The sequence below is a fragment of the Pseudohaliea sp. genome (genome assembly GCF_040217025.1).
In the GTDB taxonomy this organism is placed as follows: Bacteria; Pseudomonadota; Gammaproteobacteria; order Pseudomonadales; family Halieaceae; genus Pseudohaliea.
The window spans coordinates 318,876-335,210 of record NZ_JAVJOA010000010.1; the positions used below are offsets into that span (position 1 = coordinate 318,876).

Consider the following 16,335-nt stretch of genomic DNA (forward strand, 5'->3'; position numbering starts at 1 on the left):
GCATTGCCCTCACCGGGGCCACCGGATTCATTGGCCGCAATCTCGCCCTGACCCTGCGCCACCGCGGCCACCCGGTGCGCGCCCTCGCCCGGCGCCCGGGGACTGCCGGCGAGCTGGCTGCGGCGGGCTGCGAACTGGTCCGCGGCGACCTCGACGACCGCGAAGCCCTGCAGGCACTGGTACACGACTGCCGCTACGTGGTTCACCTCGCCGGCGCCGTCCGCGGTGCGCGCTACGGTGACTTCCACCGCGTGAATGTCGAGGGCAGCCGCAAGCTTTTCCTGGCGCTCGCCGGCCAGCCGGAACCGCCCAGGCTGCTGTTCTTCTCCTCCCTCGCCGCCCGCGAACCGCGCCTGTCCTGGTATGGCCGCTCGAAGAAGGAAGCGGAGGATGCACTCCGCGAAACGGCGGTCACCGCCCTGCCCTGGACCATCCTGCGCCCACCGGCCGTCTACGGCCCCGGGGACCGGGAACTGCTGCCGCTGTTGCGCACCATGGCCCGCGGCATCGCGCCGCTGCCCGGCAGCGCTGCGGCACGCGCCTCGCTGCTGCACGTCGACGATGCCGTGAGCGCCACCCTCGCCTGCCTGGGGTCGGAAGCTGCGATAGGCGAGACCTTCCCGCTCCACGATGGCCGCGAGGGCGGCTACAGCTGGCGGGACATCGCCGAGGTGGTGGCGCGGCAGCGCGACCGCCGGGTGCGGCTGCTGCCGCTGCCGCGGCTGCTCCTGGACCTGGTCGCCGCCGGCAACCTGGCGAGCGCCCGCCTGCTGGGCCGCGCGCCGATGCTCACCCCCTCCAAGCTGCGCGAGCTGCGGCACCCGGACTGGGTCGCCGACAACGCGGCGATCACGGCGGCCACGGGCTGGCAGCCGGCCATCGACCTGACAGCCGGGCTCGCGACCCTGCCGGGGATCGGCTGATGGCCGAGTTCATCATCGGCGCCCCGCTCAAGGGACCGGCCCGCCGCTATCCCTGGCTGCGGCGGCTGCTCTGGCGCATCGACTTCGTGTTCGTCTGGCTGCTGCTGAAAGGGTTCCGGCTGCTCCCGGTGGACCTCGCGTCCCGCCTGGGCGCGCGCGTGGGCGGCTGGATCGGGCCGCGGCTCGCGAGCAAGCACCGGCTGGTGCGGGACAACCTCGCGATCGCGTTCCCGACCCTGGGCGCCGGCAGCCTCGAGCACCTCGCCCGCGCCTGCTGGCGCCAGGGCGGCCGCATCCTCGCCGAGTACCCGCACCTCGACCGCTTCTCCCGGGAGGCCGCGCGGCTCGACATCGACACCACGGGGGCCGACCCCGTGGACCTGCAGCCCTGCGTCATCGCCTGCGCGCACCTGTCCAGCTGGGAAGTGGTCGGCAGCGCGCTCACGCGCCTGGGCATTGCCAATGCCACGCTCTACTCCCCGCCCACCAATCCCTACCTCGACCGAATGCTGCTCCGCTCCCGCGCCGTGCTCAACTGCGAGCTGGTGCCGCGGGACAACAGCGCCCGCGCCCTGCTCAAGGCGCTGCGCGGCGGACGCAGCGTGGGGGTCGTGGTCGACCGGCGGGTGGATGACGGCGAGGACATCGACTTCTTCGGCCACCCCAAGGCGAGCTCGATGCTGCCGGCGAAGCTCGCCCTCAAGCAGGGCTGCGCGCTGGTGCCGGCACGGGTGCGCCGGCTCAAGGATGCCCGCTATGCCGTCAGCTTCCATGCGCCGATCACCCCCAGGGACCCGGCGGCCGACGAGCGGGAGCAGGCGCGGGACATGATGCAGCAGTTGCACGACCACTTCGCCGAGTGGATCCGCGAAGAGCCGGCGGACTGGCTGTGTACAAAGCGGCTGTGGCCTCGGGGGACGGGCAGCAGCCCATTGGAAGCCAACGCCGGGCAGGACTAGGCGAGCGGCCGTCCCTCGACGAGCGGCGCCGCGGCAGCCGGGCGCGGACCGGCAAGGCGAAAGACCTTGACGGGAGCGAGCAGCAGCCGGTCGATGCGGCTGTCGCGGGGCTCGCGCAGGTACTCGAGGCCGAGTTCCATGGTGCGCTGCTCTTCCGCGCTGCGATGCCGGGCCGTGCCGAAGAGGTAGTCGAACCAGGGCACGAGGCTGCCGTAGTTGCTGTTGGTATAGCGGGCCTCGGCGCAGTGATGCACGCGGTGGAAGTCGGGCGTCAGGATGACGTACCGAAGCGCCCGCTCCAGGGGAGCCGGCAGCGCGATATTGCTGTGGCTGAACACCTGGGCGCCCACGTCGAAGAGCCGATAGGCCAGTGCCGCGGCCGGTGACACGCCGAGAAGCAGCACCAGCGGTGCCGCCAGGGGCAGCGAAAGCAGCGGCTCCAGGGGGTGGTGCCGGTAGGTGGTAGACACGTCCACGTCGGTGTCCGAATGGTGAACGGCATGCAGAGGCCAGAGCCAGCGCCAGGCGTGGAAGGCGCGGTGAATCCAGTAGCTCAGCAGCTGCGTGGACGCCAGTAACACCAGGAACTGCGGCGTGGCGCCCCAGTTACCGAGGAGCCCGACCTGGTGCAGCTGGGACCAGCGCGCCAGCCAGACGAAAAGCAGCGTGCTGCCGACGGCGGAGCCGTACCAGCTGAGCAGGCCCAGGGTGAAGTTGTTGCCCCAGCGCCAGGCGATCCCGCCAGCGAGCTGCCGCCGCGGGGCAAACGCCTCGAGCACCATGGCAGCGGCAAAGATGAACAGCGTGGTCGTGTAGACCAGGCTCGCGGAGGATTTGGCGACGATCTCGCCGTCCATCAGGTCAACCGGGTTTCCCGGCCGCGACCGGCGAAACGATAAACCAGCACTGAGTTCCCTCCCCGTTGTTTTTCCGACGGAATTTCCTGCCGGTAGCAGGCCTGCTCGCAGAGCATTACAGCAGAAGACGGCCGGAAGCGCGACGCGGCGCACGCGGGACCACCCCGGCCAGCGTGCAATAATGCCGAAGGCGCGGGGCGGGAGACGGTCGTTTCCTGGCCCCAGGACGAGTAAAATACTGGCCCAGCAATTACTTAGGCTGAAAGCGCGATCCCATGGACAGCACCCGACACGAATCCATCCGCCTGTTCGAGAACGAACTTCTCGAGCGGCTGTCGCACGTGCACCCGATCACCCCGCTGGTGTTCTGGGGGCCGATCGCTGCGTGGCTGTTCTGGAGCGGGCTCAGCACTTACGGCCTGCCGGCGGGTACCGTTACCGCACTCGCGGTCGCCGGTGTATTCACCTGGTCCCTGACCGAGTACGGCCTGCACCGCTTCCTGTTCCACTTTCCCGCGAAGAGCCGCCTCGGCAAGTGGCTGGTGTTCCTGTTCCACGGCAACCACCACGACGACCCGAAGGACAAGACCCGCCTGGTGATGCCGCCGGCCGGGGCGATCCCGATCATGGCGGTGCTCTACCTGCTGTTCCGCGCCGTGCTGCCGGCGGCCTGGCTCGAGGTGTTCACGGCGTTCTTTATCGTCGGCTACCTGGTGTACGACTACATCCACTACGCCACGCACCACTTTCCCATGCGCAACCCGGTGGCGAAGTACCTCAAGCACTACCACCTGAAGCACCACTTCTCCGGCCAGGGCGGGCGCTACGGCGTCAGCAGCCCGCTCTGGGACATGGTCTTCGGCACCCGGCCGGCGGAGAGCCCCCGCCCCGGGCGCTGAGGCGCGCCGTGGCCCAGTACTACTTCGTCCCCAAGCCCCTCGCCGAGCGCTTCCCGGCGCTCGGCCGCGCCGCCCAGGCCCTGGAGGCGGCGCTACTGAAGGGACTTTTCTGGTGTGTGCAGCGGCTGCGGCCGGAACAGGCGACCCGCGTTGCCGGCGCGCTCTTCGCCACCGTCGGCCCCTGGACCCAGAAAGCCCGCAAGGCAGACACCAATCTATCCATCGCCTTCCCGGAGCGGGACGCCGCCTGGCGCAAGCGTACCGTGAAAGAAGTCTTCCGCTCCCTGGGCATGGCCGCGGCGGAGCTGCTGAAGCTGGAGCAGCTGTGGCAGGAGCGGGACCGGCGCATCGCCTTCCACTGGTCGGACGCTGCCCGCGAGCATATCGAGGCGGGCAGGCCCGCCGTGTTCGTCTGCGCCCACGTCGGCGCCTGGCAGCTGACCAACCTCATCGCCCGGGAGCGGGACCTGCGCATCAGCACCGTCTACGCGCCGGAGTCGAACCCCGCGGTCCATACGCTGGTGCAGGACCTGCGCCGGTCCTTCGGCGTGCGCCTGGTACCCACGGACGACGGCGTGCGCCCGCTGATCAAGGAGCTGAAAGACGGGCACAGTGTGGGCCTGGCCACCGACACGCGGCTGCAGACCGGTGAACTGCTGCCCTTTTTCGGCCGCGAGGCGCTGACCAACACCACCGCCGCCCGGCTGGCCCTGCGCACCGGCGCCGCGCTCATTCCCATTCACTGCGAACGGCTGGGGGGCGCCCGCTACCGGGTGGAGGTGCTGGACCCGCTGACAGCGGAAGACGCCGAAGCCGGGCTCGACGACAAGGCCCTCGACCTGTCCCGGCAGATGAACGCGCAGTTCGAGGCCTGGATCCGCGAAACGCCGGGGCAGTGGATCTGCCTGAAGCGGCGCTGGCCGAAGGCGCACCGGCTGTGAGCGAACGCGGTGCGCAAGGCCGCCGTCTGCCGGCCGCCGTAAGGGCAGCACTGGTGCTCGCGGCCCTGTCGCCGCACGCGGCCGCTCTTCCCGACGACAACCGCCAGCCGATCAAGATCCGCACGCAAGAAGCAATCCGCGACGAGACCAAGGGCACCACCGTCTACCGCGGCGACGTGGAGATCGTGCAGGGCTCGCTGGTTATCAACGCCGACGAGGTCACGCTCACCCAGGCCGACCGCGCCGCCCGCCCCGCCAGCGACAGCCGCGACCCGCTGGCCGGCAGCAACGTGATGCTCATCGAGGCCCGCGGTGCGCCGGCCCGCATGCAACAGCTGCCGGAACCCGGCGGCGAACTGGTCCGCGCCCGGGCGCGGGTGATCGAGTACTTCCAGGCGAAGGCGCTGATCCGCCTGCGCAACGCCGTGCGGCTGCGCCAGGGGCGGATGGAGATGGACGCGGCGCGCATGGACTACGCCATCGACCGGCAGGTGATAACGGCCTGGGCGAACCCGGCGACGGGGCAGCGCGTGCGGACGCTGATTCCGCCGGAGCGGCTACCAGGGGGCGGAGAGGGCTAGTACCGGGGCAGCGTCCGCGCCCCGCTGTCGAAGGCTTTTACAATCCGCTCTCGCAGCTCCGCTGGCAATATCCCAAAACCCTGAAACGAGCATTTTTTTCCGGTTTCGGAACTACCCTTGCGTGGCCGCAGTGGCATCCACAAGCAACGCAAGGAACCATAAGCATGTATCCAAGAACGCTCACCGCGGTCGGCAAACTCGCCGCCCTCGCCACGGTTTCCAGCCTCGCTGCGGCCAGCGCCCACGCCATGCCTTTCGGCGGCGGCGCGGCCGTCACGGACCGCTTTGGCTACAGCGGCACGATCCTCCGCTACGACACCCTCGCCGATGCGCGCGACGGCATCGACAGCATCGATCGCATCGAGGTCGAGAACCGGGACCTGTCCCTGTCCGTCACCCACGATGACCGCGACTACGCGGACGCGAACATCCTGATGGGCTCCTGGTGGTACACCACCGACGAGCAGGGGCGCGCCGGCTGGGGCAACACGACCGGCAATACCGGTGTCGGCTTCATGCAGCTGTTCGATGATGACGGCAGCACCGACACCGCGGTCTCCATGGCTTTCAGCAACTTTGACGGCACCTACTACACCGATTTCAACCTCAGCCTGAGCGGGGAGAACGCCGGCGCGGATGACTTTGCCCGGCTCAGCACCTATGACAACGTCAATGACGGCGGCGCCTGGTACAGCTACGCCCTCAGCCTGACCGCGACCGGGCTGCAGGGTCAGATGACGGCACCGAACATTATCGAGGCAGGCAATCACCCGACGGGTGTAACGGGAAGCTTCACGGGGATCTTCGAAATCACGGAGAACCAGACCAGCCCGGCCAACCAGGGCTTCTACAGCGTCGACTTCAGCCTGAACATGACCAATTGGGCTTTTGCGAGCGAGGGTGACCTCACCGGCCCCTACCAGGTCGATGGCGGGATCTATCCGAGCGAGTTCCGGGTCCTCGTCGGCCAGGTTCCGACGCCGGGGATCCTTTCACTCCTCGGGCTGGGCCTGGTGATGCTGGCTCTGCGCCGCCGCGGTTGACCTTGAGCAGGGGCACCGCTGCCGCGGCTGTCCCGTGTCCAGGCCGACGGCTGCGCCTGCAACCGGGCGCAGGCGTCGGCTTTTTTGACACACGGGGCCCTGCCCGGCTGCCACGACACACCTAACCCATTGATTTTCTGACAAAGGCTTGAATGTTGCATGCCGATCACTGCGAGCGCTTACAAGGGCTGATCGGGCCACTACCCGCTCGACGGGCATTGGTCCTCTTTACTCCTGCCAGCAGAGCAGGAACAGCCGAGGGAGCAGTACGACAATGACAATGAATAGTGAACAGAAGAAAAAGCCGGCGGCCCTGCACAGGGCGACGGCGGGCGCCTGCCTTATCCTGCTCGCCCTGGGGGGCACAGCCGTGACCGAGGCAGCCAAGGGCAAACCGGAGCGCGCGGAGAGGGCACAGGCCGAAAACCGTGCCGGAGGCAATCCCGACCAGGTCTGCCAGGGCGACCAGAAAATCGAGGGCATGGGTAACCAGACCTACAATCCGGGCAGCGGGATCGAGATCACCAAGGTCTGCATCAAGGCGGGGCAGGATCGATTCTACTTCGATGCCGGGAACCCGGACGGTTCGTTGAACTGCGGTCAAGAGCCGGTGACGGACGGCTGCTACACCGTCGCCTGGGGCGAGGGCTGCGAGAGCGTGACGATCTCGGGCGGCGGCACCGGGCGTGACTGCAAGGAAATCTCGCACACGACAGCGGTATTTGGCGACATCCCCGATTCGCCGGGCTCGATCATCATCACCAAGGATGCCGTTCCGGATCCCGAGCTCGAAGGCATCACGTTCACGTTTACCAAGCCGTCCGGGGCGACCGAAGACCTCGAGGACGGGGACTCATTCACGCTGAGCCCGCTGGAACCCGGCGACTACACCATCAGCGAAGTCCCGGCCGATGGATGGGAACTGGAGTCCGTTGACTGCGGCACCGAGGTCGAATTCGTGCAGAACGGCAACAGCATCACGATCTCGCTGGCCGAGGGGCAGACCGCGGAGTGTACCTTCGTTAACACGCCTGAAGCGGTGACGATCTGAGAAACGCCCCGGCGCTTGACGCGCCGGGGATCTTCTTCCCCGCGCGGCCGCAGCATCCCTACCCGCGCGTCTGCAGCGACAGAGGCAGGTGACAACACGCGTTAGCCAGGCTGCGAGGATGTCCAGGGTCGTCGTCGCCTCGCTCCTGGTGTTGCCTGCCCTTGGCGCAGGGCTGCTTTACGGACATTTCCGCTCAACCGGTGTAACGCCAAGCTATTACGGCGAGCAGCTGATCCTAGCCGTCGAGCAACACGCTGGCGTGGACGTCGCCACCACCCTGCGCAGCATCCTGCCGGCCAGCCTGAGCAATGGACAGGCGGAACCAAACGCAGTCGATCTCCAACGCATCCTGCCCCCATGGCGCGGCGCGGGCGCCAGCTCCCTCCGCGGGGACGTGGGGCCGCGCTATGACCGCCACGGCAGCCCGCTATCACGCACGGACGAGAACCGCTGGAAGCTCGCCGAGCCGCCGGATCATGCCCGGGAGGTGCGCGTCGCGTCGACAGCTGCACTCCGGCGTGCCGTTGCCGAAGCGACGCCGGGGACGCTGATTCTGCTCGCGCCCGGCAGCTATCGCCTTGCCGAGCCTCTGCGCCTGGGAGAAGCCGGTGCCAGCGCCGCCGCCCCGGTCGTACTCGGCAGCGAGCGCCTGGGCAATAGCGTGCTGGTGACCACCGCTCCCGGCGCTATCAGCGTCGAGGGCGCCTACTGGGCGATGCGCAACCTGGTTATCCGCACCCGCTGCGCCGGCCGCGCCTGCCCGCCCCCGGTCGAACTCGACCCGGGCGCGGGCGGCTTCGTCGCCAGCAACGTGTTTGCCTCAACCGTGCGACAGCTGGCCAGCACCCGCGGCGGCGATGCGCCGAACCCCGCGGCACTGCTCGACGGCGTGACCATCGTCGGTGGGAGCGCAGTCAGCGCAGACCGCGGTATCCGCAGCGAGGGCAACCGGGCGCTCGCGCTGCTGCAAGCACCGAGCGTCGTCATCGCCTGTGAAACCCTGCCGCAGAGCGGGGATAACGAGGGCTGCGCTACCGACAGCCTGGCCGAGGCGGTGCGCCAGTCCCGCCCCGGAGGCACGATCCTGCTCAGGCGCGGCGACTACCGCCAGGCAGTGACGATCGGCAAGCCGGGTCTGACCCTGGTCGCAGAGCCAGGGGCGACGCTGGTGGAGACCAGCACCGGCGGCAAGGGCGCCATCGTCGTCCGGGCCGACGTCACCATCGACGGGCTCGCGTGTCACGGCATCCGGGTCAGCGACGGTAACGGTGCCTGCGTACGACAGGACCGGGGCGATGTGACCCTCCGCGGCGTGCATTTCCACCATGCGCAGATGGGCGTACTGACGGGCCACGCCGGCGGGCGTATCCGCATCATCGACAGCTACCTCCACGACAACGGCGTGGAAGGCAGCGGGACCCTTGGCCACAACGTTTACGTCAATAGCGGTGAGCTGGAGTTTGTTCGCAGCTGGAGCCTGCGCGCGCGGAACGCCGGCCACGAACTCAAGAGCCGGGCATCGCGAACGCTGATCATCGACAGCCTGATCGCCTCTCTCGATGCCCGCGACAGCCGGCTGGTCGATGTGCCGGAGGCAGGCCTGTTGCAGATCGAGCGCTCGGTGCTGGGCGAGGGCCCGCTCAGTGAGAACGGCGACCTGATCGGCTACGGCCTCGAGCTGCCGGAGGCAAGAAAGGCAAAGCCAGGGGACCGGGTCATCCTCAGGGACGTTACCTTCTATAACGACCGGCCCTACAGAAGCCGGCTACTGCGGCTGGGACTAAAGGCGCCCGTTCAGGCGGTGGGAAACATCTACGTGGGGATCAAGCTGCGCAGCGGAGACCGGGGGCAGGCGCGCGAGTCGCTGCGCGTCCCGCCCTACCCCGCGCTACCCTATCTCGGCCCGGGGCCGGCGAGCCGCCGGGCCCCGGTAATTCAGGCCGATAGTCGCTCAGGCTGAAAGCCGGGCGCGGCGCAGAGCCGTCCGCGCACCGAGAAGAAGGGCACCCAGGCCGAACAGAGCCAGCACACCCGGCGCAGGAACCTGCTGGGAGGGAAACTGGAAACGCGCCACATGATCGCTGCCCGCCGTGGCATCCACATCGGTAGCCGAGAACAGCGTCGCGCCCGCGGCATCCAGGAAATCGATGTTGTAGACATCCCGCGCAGAGCAGCAGTCAGTACGCCCGTAGATGGCGAAGCCGCTCAGGTCGGTAACGGCCGCCAGCGTAATCGTCAGCGTGTCGCCGGTGCGCGGGTTGCCTTCGTGGAACACGCTCTGGTTGAAGAAGTTACCGTCGGTATTTCCATCAATGGCCTTGTCCGGTGTGGAGAAGGCATTCCAGGAGTCTGGCGCCGAGGCCGTTGCCGCCAGCGCGGCATTAGTACCTGTGCCCAGTTGATAAGCCTCGAACTCGGCCACCTGCAGCCATCCATCGGGAACGCCCGCGTTGCTGATGAGAATCGAGCTGACACCCAGCAGCGCAGCGTTGGCACTCGCAGCGCCCAGGCCGATAGCGAGCGCGGCGACGCCGGTAAGGAGCTTCTTGCGGATGGAGTGTGACGGCATGGTGAGGTTCTCCGTAAGGTGCGAGCCGGGCTGATCGCGCTTTCCGGCAATAAACATTCTCTAGAGTCACACGTTTGCAATTCACGTGCCAACAAACTGGCGGGGTGATATGCCTTATTTTTCAATACCTTACGAGGCCGGACGGCGGAACACCCGAATCACCTGTAAAATTTCTCGACAGGTGCGAGACGGACTGACACAGCATTATCCGCCGAGCAGCCGACCTGGCTCTGCTACCTACTACCTAAAGCGTCTCGAGCAGGGCCTGCGCTTTCTTCTGCTCAGCGAAAGGCTGGCCGGCCACGAGTTTCTCCAGCAGCACTCTGGCCTCCTCTTTGCGCCCGGCCGCAACCAGCACCTGCGCTCGGTGGAAGGTGACGGGAGGTACCTCTCCTGCACTGCCGGCCACCTCGTCTAACGCGGCGAGCGCCGCTTCAAACTCACCGGCATACATCAGCGCCATCGCCTTCGTGTCGAGGATCGCCGGGTTACCCGGGGCTTTCTCCAGTGCCTTGTCCACCAGCGCCAGGGCCCGGTCCGGGTCCTGCTCGCGAAGCGACCAGGCCAGGTTGTTCATGGAGATAACATCATCCGGGTAGAGTTCAAGCAGCTTGCCGTAGATAGCCGCCGCGGCCTCGTCCTCGCCGCGAACGGCGCGCAGGGAGCCGAGCTGGTTCAGGATCACGCCGTCCTCCGGGTTCGCCTTCCCCCAGCTCTCGAGCATCTCCAGGGCCTCATCCCCCTTGCCGGCCTGCAGCAGGGCTGAGCTCAGGAACAGCATACTCGCGCTGTTCGGCTCGCGCTGGTGAGCGCGGCGCAGCAGGCGCTCCGCCGCTTCCGCGTCGCCCAGGCTGAGGGCGAGGCGGCCGCGGGCGAAGTCGATCAGGTCGGCGCCGGAGAAGGATTCCGGCAGCTTCGCGAGTTCCTCGCTGGTGCCCTCGAGGTCGCCCTGCAGGAACAGGGTCTCGATGAGCAGCTTGCGTGTCTGGATATCGTCCGGTGCCAGCTTCGCCGCCTTGCGCAGCAGTTCCGCCGCCTCGGGCAGGTTTTCGTCGAGCCGCTCGGCCTGGGCGGCGAGGCGCAGGGCAAGCGGGTCGTCAGGCAGCAGGCGGGCCAGCTGACGGCCGGCATTGACGGCGGCGCCGGGCTGCTCCAGCTTGAGGAAAGCGCCGACGAGCAGCTGCTGCAGCCGCGGGTCCTCCGCGTAGCGGTCACGCACGGTGGTCAGCAGATCGACGGTCTCGCCCGGGCGGTCGTCCTGAAAGGCGCGTCTTGCCAGCAGGAGGCGCGGCGCCAGCTCATCCGGGTAGGCCTTGATGGCCCGGCGCAGCACCTGCTCCATTGCCGCGAGATCACCGCGGCTCTCCTCCACGGCGGCGAGGCTGAGCAGATTCTGCAGGTCCGGCCTCTCCTCATCGAGCCCTTCACTGAGCACGGCAGCCGCCTTCTCCGGGTCACGCTCGAGCATGGCGAGCCCCGCGAGGCCACGGCGCGCCGCGGCATTGCCGGGGTCGGCATCCAGCGCATCCTGCAGGTGCCGGCGGGCACCCTCGGTGTCCTGTTCGCTGAGGGAGACCCGGGCCAGCAGCAGCGCGGGCTCGGGGCTTCCCGGGAAAGCGGCACTGAAGGCAGCGATATCCTCCCGCGCGGCATCGGCCTCCCCTAGCTGGATGCGCGCGTTGACCAGGCGGCTGCGCAGGTTGGCGTCATCCGGAGCCAGTTCGATAGCCCTGGCCATTTCCGCGGCGCCGCGCTCGGCCTCACCGGCGCGGAGCAGCGCTTCCCCGTACTCGGCACGCAAGGGTGCAGAGTCGGTCTTTACGGCGACGAGGTCTGCATAGGCCGTGGCACTCTCCTCGTAGCGCCCCTCAGCGGCGAGCGCGCGAGCGTAGAGAATCCTCGCGGTCTCGTTCTCCGGCTGGGCTTCCAGTACCTCCCGGGTCGTGGCAAGGGCCCTGCCCGCCTGTCCCTGCTGCAGGTGGATCGTCGCCAGCATCAGACGCGCATTGATATTGCGCGGACGCACGGCGAGGAAGGACTCGAGCTGCGATTGCGCCGTGGCCAGGTTTCCCCGGCGCAGGTTGGCATTGGCGGCGAGATAGAGACTGGGCGTGTGCTGCGGCGACACCTTGAGCACCGCGTCCAGTTCCTCCACCGCCTTGTCGGGGTTGCCACCGGCCATGGCGAGCCGGGCCTGGGCGTAGTTCACGCCCGGGTTGTCCGGCAACAGCTTGTCGAGCTCTGCGAGCACGGCCTCCGCCTCATCGTACTTCTCCTGCTCGATCAGCAGGACCATGTGATTGAGGCGGTCGGGGAAGCGGAAGCGGTTGATCTCCCCGGCGCGCGCGAAGGCCTGTTCGGCCTCCGGCAGTTTGCTTTGTGCCTGCAGAATTGAAGCGTAGAGGCTCCACGCATCCGCATCATCCGGGTGCTCCGCCACGAGATCCTCAAGCAGCTCAGCGGCACCTGCCAGGTCCCCCGTGTGCTGTGCCAGCACCAACGCGCGGGCGCGGCGAACGGCCGGAAGGACCGCGTCGATGGCCTCGGCCTGGTCGAGAGTATCGGCAGCGGCGAAGAAATTGCCGTCGCCGGCTTCGGCGCGAGCCCGCGCAGCCAGGTAGGCCGGCTCTTCGGCAACGGCGTCGAAGAAGCCTTCGGCCGCGAGATCGACGACCTCCTGCGGCTCGCCGGCATCGACCAGGGTGCTTGCGTATAGCACCGCCACCTGTGGGTCAAAGGCCGCGTCCAGCGAGCGCCGGAACTCCTCCGCCGCCTGCGGCAGGTTGCGCTGCTGCAGGAGGATCTCGCCGTATAGGCGCCGGCCTGCCGCATCGCGCGGTGACTCCTGTAAAGCCGTCTTCACGTCCACGACGGCAGCGTTCATCCTGCCTTCCGCAAGAGCCTCGCGGGCCCGGTCCAGGAGCTCCTCCCGGCTGAGGTTCTCACCGCACGCGGCAAGCAGCGCAAGACTTGCGGCAAGCAGGGTACGCCGGAAAGTCACGGCAAAACGCGATTGGGACATGAGAGCACTCCTTGCGGGCTTATCATCATCACTCTAGGCCATGGCCTCCCGGCGGCCAAGGCACAAAATGCGTCGCAGTTCACAGTTCCCCCGGGCCTTGCTCAGAACCAGCGCTTCAGCTCGAGGTAGACCCGGTCCTGGTCGTCGTAACGACCGAAGAAGCCGATCTCCTCGCCGTCGAACCAGTCCACCCCGACACGCAACCGCCAGGACGGCGCGAAACGCCAGCCCAGCCAGCCCTGGAATGACCGGTCACTGCGGTTGAAGCCGGCCAGGTAAAGCACCTGCGCCTCCAGGCGCTCATCGAACTGGTAGCCGGCGAGCACCGTGGCGCCAAACTCATGCGCGTCGTAGAGCATGCCCTCCTCGTGGCCGAAGCGATGGCTGCCGTAGAGCTGGAAGTCGAAGTTCCAGTCATCGCGCGGCAGGGTGACGCCGACGATGTAATCGAGGGCGTCGCTGTGCTCGACGCCGAGTTCGGCGAGCGGGTCTAGCGAAGTAAAGGCCCGGCCCGCGGTGTACACGGCCTCGCCTTTCAGCACGTAACCTCTCAGGTCCTTGGAGAAAGTGGCGCCCAGCTGGTGGATGCGGTCGTGACGCAGCTCCGGCCCCGTTGCCGGCAGGTAGAGCGTGGGCGCCACGTCCGTGCTGCGATAGTAGAAGCCGGACAGGTCCCAGCCGTCGACGAGCAGCGAGTAGCGGGCGCCGAAACCGTGGTTCTCGGGGTCATCCCGGTCCGGCGTGACGTCCGGGACCGGCCCATCGAGCCCGGGAAAGGGATAGAAGTTCGCCCCCGGCTTGCCGACGTTGTCGTAGGTCGGCCAGGGGACCCAGAGCAGCTCGAGGTGGCTGTTGGCGCCGAAGCGTTCGGCGCGGACCGCCCACTGCGGTAGGCGGATCGCCTCGAATTCCTGCAGGTAGAACTCCCGCGTATCCTTGGCGGACACCACGTCGGCCAGGAACAGGCCGACCATCTCACCCCAGACTACGTGCTGCCGGCCCAGGCGGAGTTCCCAGTCGCCCAGGGGAAGGTCCAGGTACGCCTCGCGCAGGGTGACCTCCGCCTCCTGGTCATCGCGCACGGGCTTTGGATAGAAATCGTCCTCAATGAAATAGGCGGCATCTGTCTCCGCGCGGGCGACCAGGCGGAAGCGGGCGCCGTTGTCGAAGCGGCCATCCGCGCCGTACTCGACCCGCGCCCGCAGCTTGGACCAGCGGTCTTCGCCGGGCCAGGTCCTGGCCGCCGAGAATTCCGCGTAGCCCCGGGGCCGCAGGCTGAAGGCTTCGTCGCCGCCGAGGCCCGGGAGGGGTTCCAGCGCTGCGCCGATATCCGCCGCCTGCGTTGCGCTGCCTGCAGCGGCGGCAGGCCCTGCGGCGGAGGCTTCCGCCGTCGTCGGAGCCGATGCCGCGGCGGGAACCGGCGCCATGGCGGCTGCCGCTACGACGTCTTCCCCGGCACTCGTGCCCGGTGGCGGTTCCTCTGACGGGGTCGCCCCGGTCTCTGTCCCGCCCCCTGCAGCATTGGCCACTGCCTCGGCGACAACCTCCGGTTCATAGATGTCGATAACCAGCCGGTCGCCGCGCCCGGCGTAGGGGCGCAGCGTGAAATGCTCGATGCGCAGGTCCTCCCGGGCAAGGTCGAGCACGATGCGCAGGCTGCCGTCCCCGCGCGGCGCGGCCCGCAGCTGCGCGACCGGCGAGCCGATGAATTCGGCGGCAGGCGGTGGCTCGGCGAGAACCACACCCTCAATGTCAAACACCGCGCGATCCGGCGCGCTGAGCATGAAATGCCGGTAGCGGGGCGGCGCGTCGAGGTCGAGCACCACCCGCGTCCTGCCCGGCTCGCGACCGACGCGCACCTCGGCCGGGTCCGCGGCGGCCGGGGGCGGCCCGGCAAGCGCGGCGAGGAGCACGGCGACCAGCGCCGACGGCCTGGCGTTCACGACGCAGCCTCTGCGCTGGATGCTTCCGCGAGGCGGCCGTCGACCATGTGCAGGAGCCGGTCGGCGATGGCCATCACCTGGCTGTCATGGGTCGAAAAGATGAAGGTCGTGCCCGTGTCCCGGTTGATGCCCTGCATCAGGTCCAGGATCTCGCGGCCGGTCGCCTGGTCGAGGTTGGCGGTGGGTTCATCCGCCAGCACCAGGCGCGGCCGGGTGGCGAGGGCGCGGGCGATGGCGACCCGCTGGCGCTGGCCGCCGGAGAGCTGGTTCGGCCGGCTACCGGCGCGGTCGCCGAGACCGACCACCTCGAGGTAGTGCGCCGCGCGCTCCCGGCGCTCGGAACGCGACAGCTCGGGCAGGTGCAGCAGGGGAAACTCGACGTTCTCCTGCGCCGAGAGCACCGGCAGCAGGTTGAAGGTCTGGAAGATGAAGCCGATGCGCCTGGCCCGCAGGTCTGCAAGAGCATCCGGGTCCTCGCCGGAGACGTCGATACCGTCGATCGTCACCGAGCCCTCGTCCGCCGTATCGATACAGCCGATGATGTTCAGGAGCGTGGACTTGCCGCTACCCGAGGGACCGGCGATGGCGGCAAAGGCGCCCTCCTCGACTTCGGCACTGACACCGTCGAGGGCGAGCACGCTCGCCGCCCCGAGCGCATATCGCTTGCGGACGTTCTCGACCTTTACAAGGGCCATGGCACCGCGCCAGAATCCACTGGAATCTTCAAGGATAACAGACATGTACCGCTGGATTGGAGCGCTGTGCAGGGCACTGTTGTTGACCTGCATCACGGTCCCGGGCACGGCCCTGGGGCAGGACGAGGCTGCAACGGCCGGCAGCGAGGCGCCGTCGGCCGACGCGTCTGCCCTGCTCGCCGAGGCCGACGCCATCCGCTTTCCCCGGGAGAGCTTCGAAACACGGCTCACCGTGGTCAACTACGAGGGCGAAGCGGCCGGTATTCCCCGCGTCTACCGCGTCATGTCCCGGGGTAACGATTACACGGTGGTGCTCACGGCGGAGCCGGCGGCCGAGCGCGGCCAGGCGCTGCTCATGCGCGAGCGCGACCTGTGGATCTTCCTGCCCGCCGTCTCTCAGCCGGTGCGCCTGTCCCTGTCGCAGCGGCTCACGGGGCAGGTGGCCAACGGCGACCTGGCCCGCGCAAACTTCGCCGGCGACTACGACGCGACCCTGGCCGGGCAGGAAAGCGTGGACGGCGTCGCCTGCCACGTGCTCGACCTGGCGGCCACGGGCCGGGACGTGACCTACGCCCGCGTGCGCTACTGGGTCGCCGCCGACGACAGCCGCCCGGTGAAGGCCGAGTTCTACGCCGTTTCCGGGCGGCTGCTGAAAACCGCCCGCTACGACCGGTTCCGGGAGCTCGCAGGCCGCCTGCGGCCGACGCGCCTGGTCATCGAGGACGCCGTCAAGGAAGGCGAGTACTCGGTGCTGGAGTACGAGACCATGGTGCTGCGGGAGTTCCCGGACAAGCTGTTTACGCAGCAGTACCTGCAGCGCCTGTAAGCGCTCGGCGCACCGGGCCCGGACGC

The 16,335-nt window shown here is 68.4% G+C and carries 14 protein-coding genes; 9 read left to right on the forward strand and 5 right to left on the reverse strand.

Annotated features, from left to right (window positions below; translation table 11 throughout):
• Window positions 1-2: 2 nt before the first annotated feature.
• On the forward strand, window positions 3-923 hold the full coding sequence (locus tag RKE50_RS12885; protein ID WP_350037863.1) for an NAD-dependent epimerase/dehydratase family protein: 921 nt from the start codon (window positions 3-5) through the stop codon (window positions 921-923).
• The gene (locus RKE50_RS12890; protein WP_350036904.1) at window positions 923-1,882 is read left to right on the forward strand and encodes a lysophospholipid acyltransferase family protein; all 960 of its coding nucleotides are present in this window, start codon (window positions 923-925) and stop codon (window positions 1,880-1,882) included. The genes RKE50_RS12885 and RKE50_RS12890 overlap by 1 nt, the downstream gene beginning before the upstream one ends.
• On the opposite strand, the gene RKE50_RS12895 is transcribed toward RKE50_RS12890, so the two are convergent.
• Window positions 1,879-2,739: a sterol desaturase family protein gene (locus RKE50_RS12895; RefSeq protein WP_350036906.1), complete on the reverse strand. Its 861-nt coding sequence runs from the start codon at window positions 2,737-2,739 to the stop codon at window positions 1,879-1,881. The genes RKE50_RS12890 and RKE50_RS12895 overlap by 4 nt on opposite strands.
• 275 nt (window positions 2,740-3,014) lie before the next feature.
• Between RKE50_RS12895 and RKE50_RS12900 the strand changes: the two genes are divergently transcribed.
• The 6 genes from RKE50_RS12900 (at window position 3,015) to RKE50_RS12925 (ending at window position 9,214) form a co-directional block, all read left to right on the forward strand.
• Window positions 3,015-3,638 (forward strand): sterol desaturase family protein, encoded by a 624-nt coding sequence (locus RKE50_RS12900; protein ID WP_350036908.1) that lies wholly within the window; start codon window positions 3,015-3,017, stop codon window positions 3,636-3,638.
• Between the two features lie 8 nt (window positions 3,639-3,646).
• On the forward strand, window positions 3,647-4,579 hold the full coding sequence (locus RKE50_RS12905; RefSeq protein ID WP_350036910.1) for a lysophospholipid acyltransferase family protein: 933 nt from the start codon (window positions 3,647-3,649) through the stop codon (window positions 4,577-4,579).
• On the forward strand, window positions 4,576-5,160 hold the full coding sequence (gene lptA / locus RKE50_RS12910) for a lipopolysaccharide transport periplasmic protein LptA (protein WP_350036912.1): 585 nt from the start codon (window positions 4,576-4,578) through the stop codon (window positions 5,158-5,160). The genes RKE50_RS12905 and lptA overlap by 4 nt, the downstream gene beginning before the upstream one ends.
• A gap of 164 nt (window positions 5,161-5,324) precedes the next feature.
• Window positions 5,325-6,203: a hypothetical protein gene (locus tag RKE50_RS12915; protein WP_350036914.1), complete on the forward strand. Its 879-nt coding sequence runs from the start codon at window positions 5,325-5,327 to the stop codon at window positions 6,201-6,203.
• A gap of 280 nt (window positions 6,204-6,483) precedes the next feature.
• Window positions 6,484-7,254, forward strand: a complete 771-nt coding sequence (locus RKE50_RS12920; protein WP_350036915.1) for a prealbumin-like fold domain-containing protein — start codon at window positions 6,484-6,486, stop codon at window positions 7,252-7,254.
• A gap of 118 nt (window positions 7,255-7,372) precedes the next feature.
• Window positions 7,373-9,214, forward strand: a complete 1,842-nt coding sequence (locus RKE50_RS12925; protein WP_350036917.1) for a right-handed parallel beta-helix repeat-containing protein — start codon at window positions 7,373-7,375, stop codon at window positions 9,212-9,214.
• Here RKE50_RS12925 and RKE50_RS12930 read toward each other — a convergent pair.
• From RKE50_RS12930 to RKE50_RS12945, 4 genes are all read right to left on the reverse strand, one after another.
• Window positions 9,206-9,880 carry a hypothetical protein gene (locus tag RKE50_RS12930; protein WP_350036919.1) on the reverse strand — a complete coding sequence of 225 codons (675 nt, stop codon included), beginning with the start codon at window positions 9,878-9,880 and terminating at the stop codon, window positions 9,206-9,208. The two genes, RKE50_RS12925 and RKE50_RS12930, sit on opposite strands and share 9 nt — an antisense overlap.
• A gap of 187 nt (window positions 9,881-10,067) precedes the next feature.
• On the reverse strand, window positions 10,068-12,845 hold the full coding sequence (gene prsT, locus RKE50_RS12935) for an XrtA/PEP-CTERM system TPR-repeat protein PrsT (protein ID WP_350036921.1): 2,778 nt from the start codon (window positions 12,843-12,845) through the stop codon (window positions 10,068-10,070).
• 101 nt (window positions 12,846-12,946) lie between these two features.
• Entirely contained in the window at window positions 12,947-14,788 is a 1,842-nt protein-coding gene (locus RKE50_RS12940; RefSeq protein ID WP_350036923.1) for a DUF1302 family protein, read from the reverse strand.
• A complete protein-coding gene (locus RKE50_RS12945; RefSeq protein WP_350036925.1) occupies window positions 14,785-15,483 on the reverse strand; it encodes an ABC transporter ATP-binding protein in 699 nt (232 codons plus the stop codon). Before RKE50_RS12945 ends, RKE50_RS12940 begins: the two co-directional genes overlap by 4 nt.
• Window positions 15,484-15,526: 43 nt before the next feature.
• On the opposite strand from RKE50_RS12945, the gene RKE50_RS12950 reads away from it, so the two are divergent.
• Window positions 15,527-16,309: an outer membrane lipoprotein-sorting protein gene (locus RKE50_RS12950; RefSeq protein ID WP_350036927.1), complete on the forward strand. Its 783-nt coding sequence runs from the start codon at window positions 15,527-15,529 to the stop codon at window positions 16,307-16,309.
• Window positions 16,310-16,335: the final 26 nt, after the last annotated feature.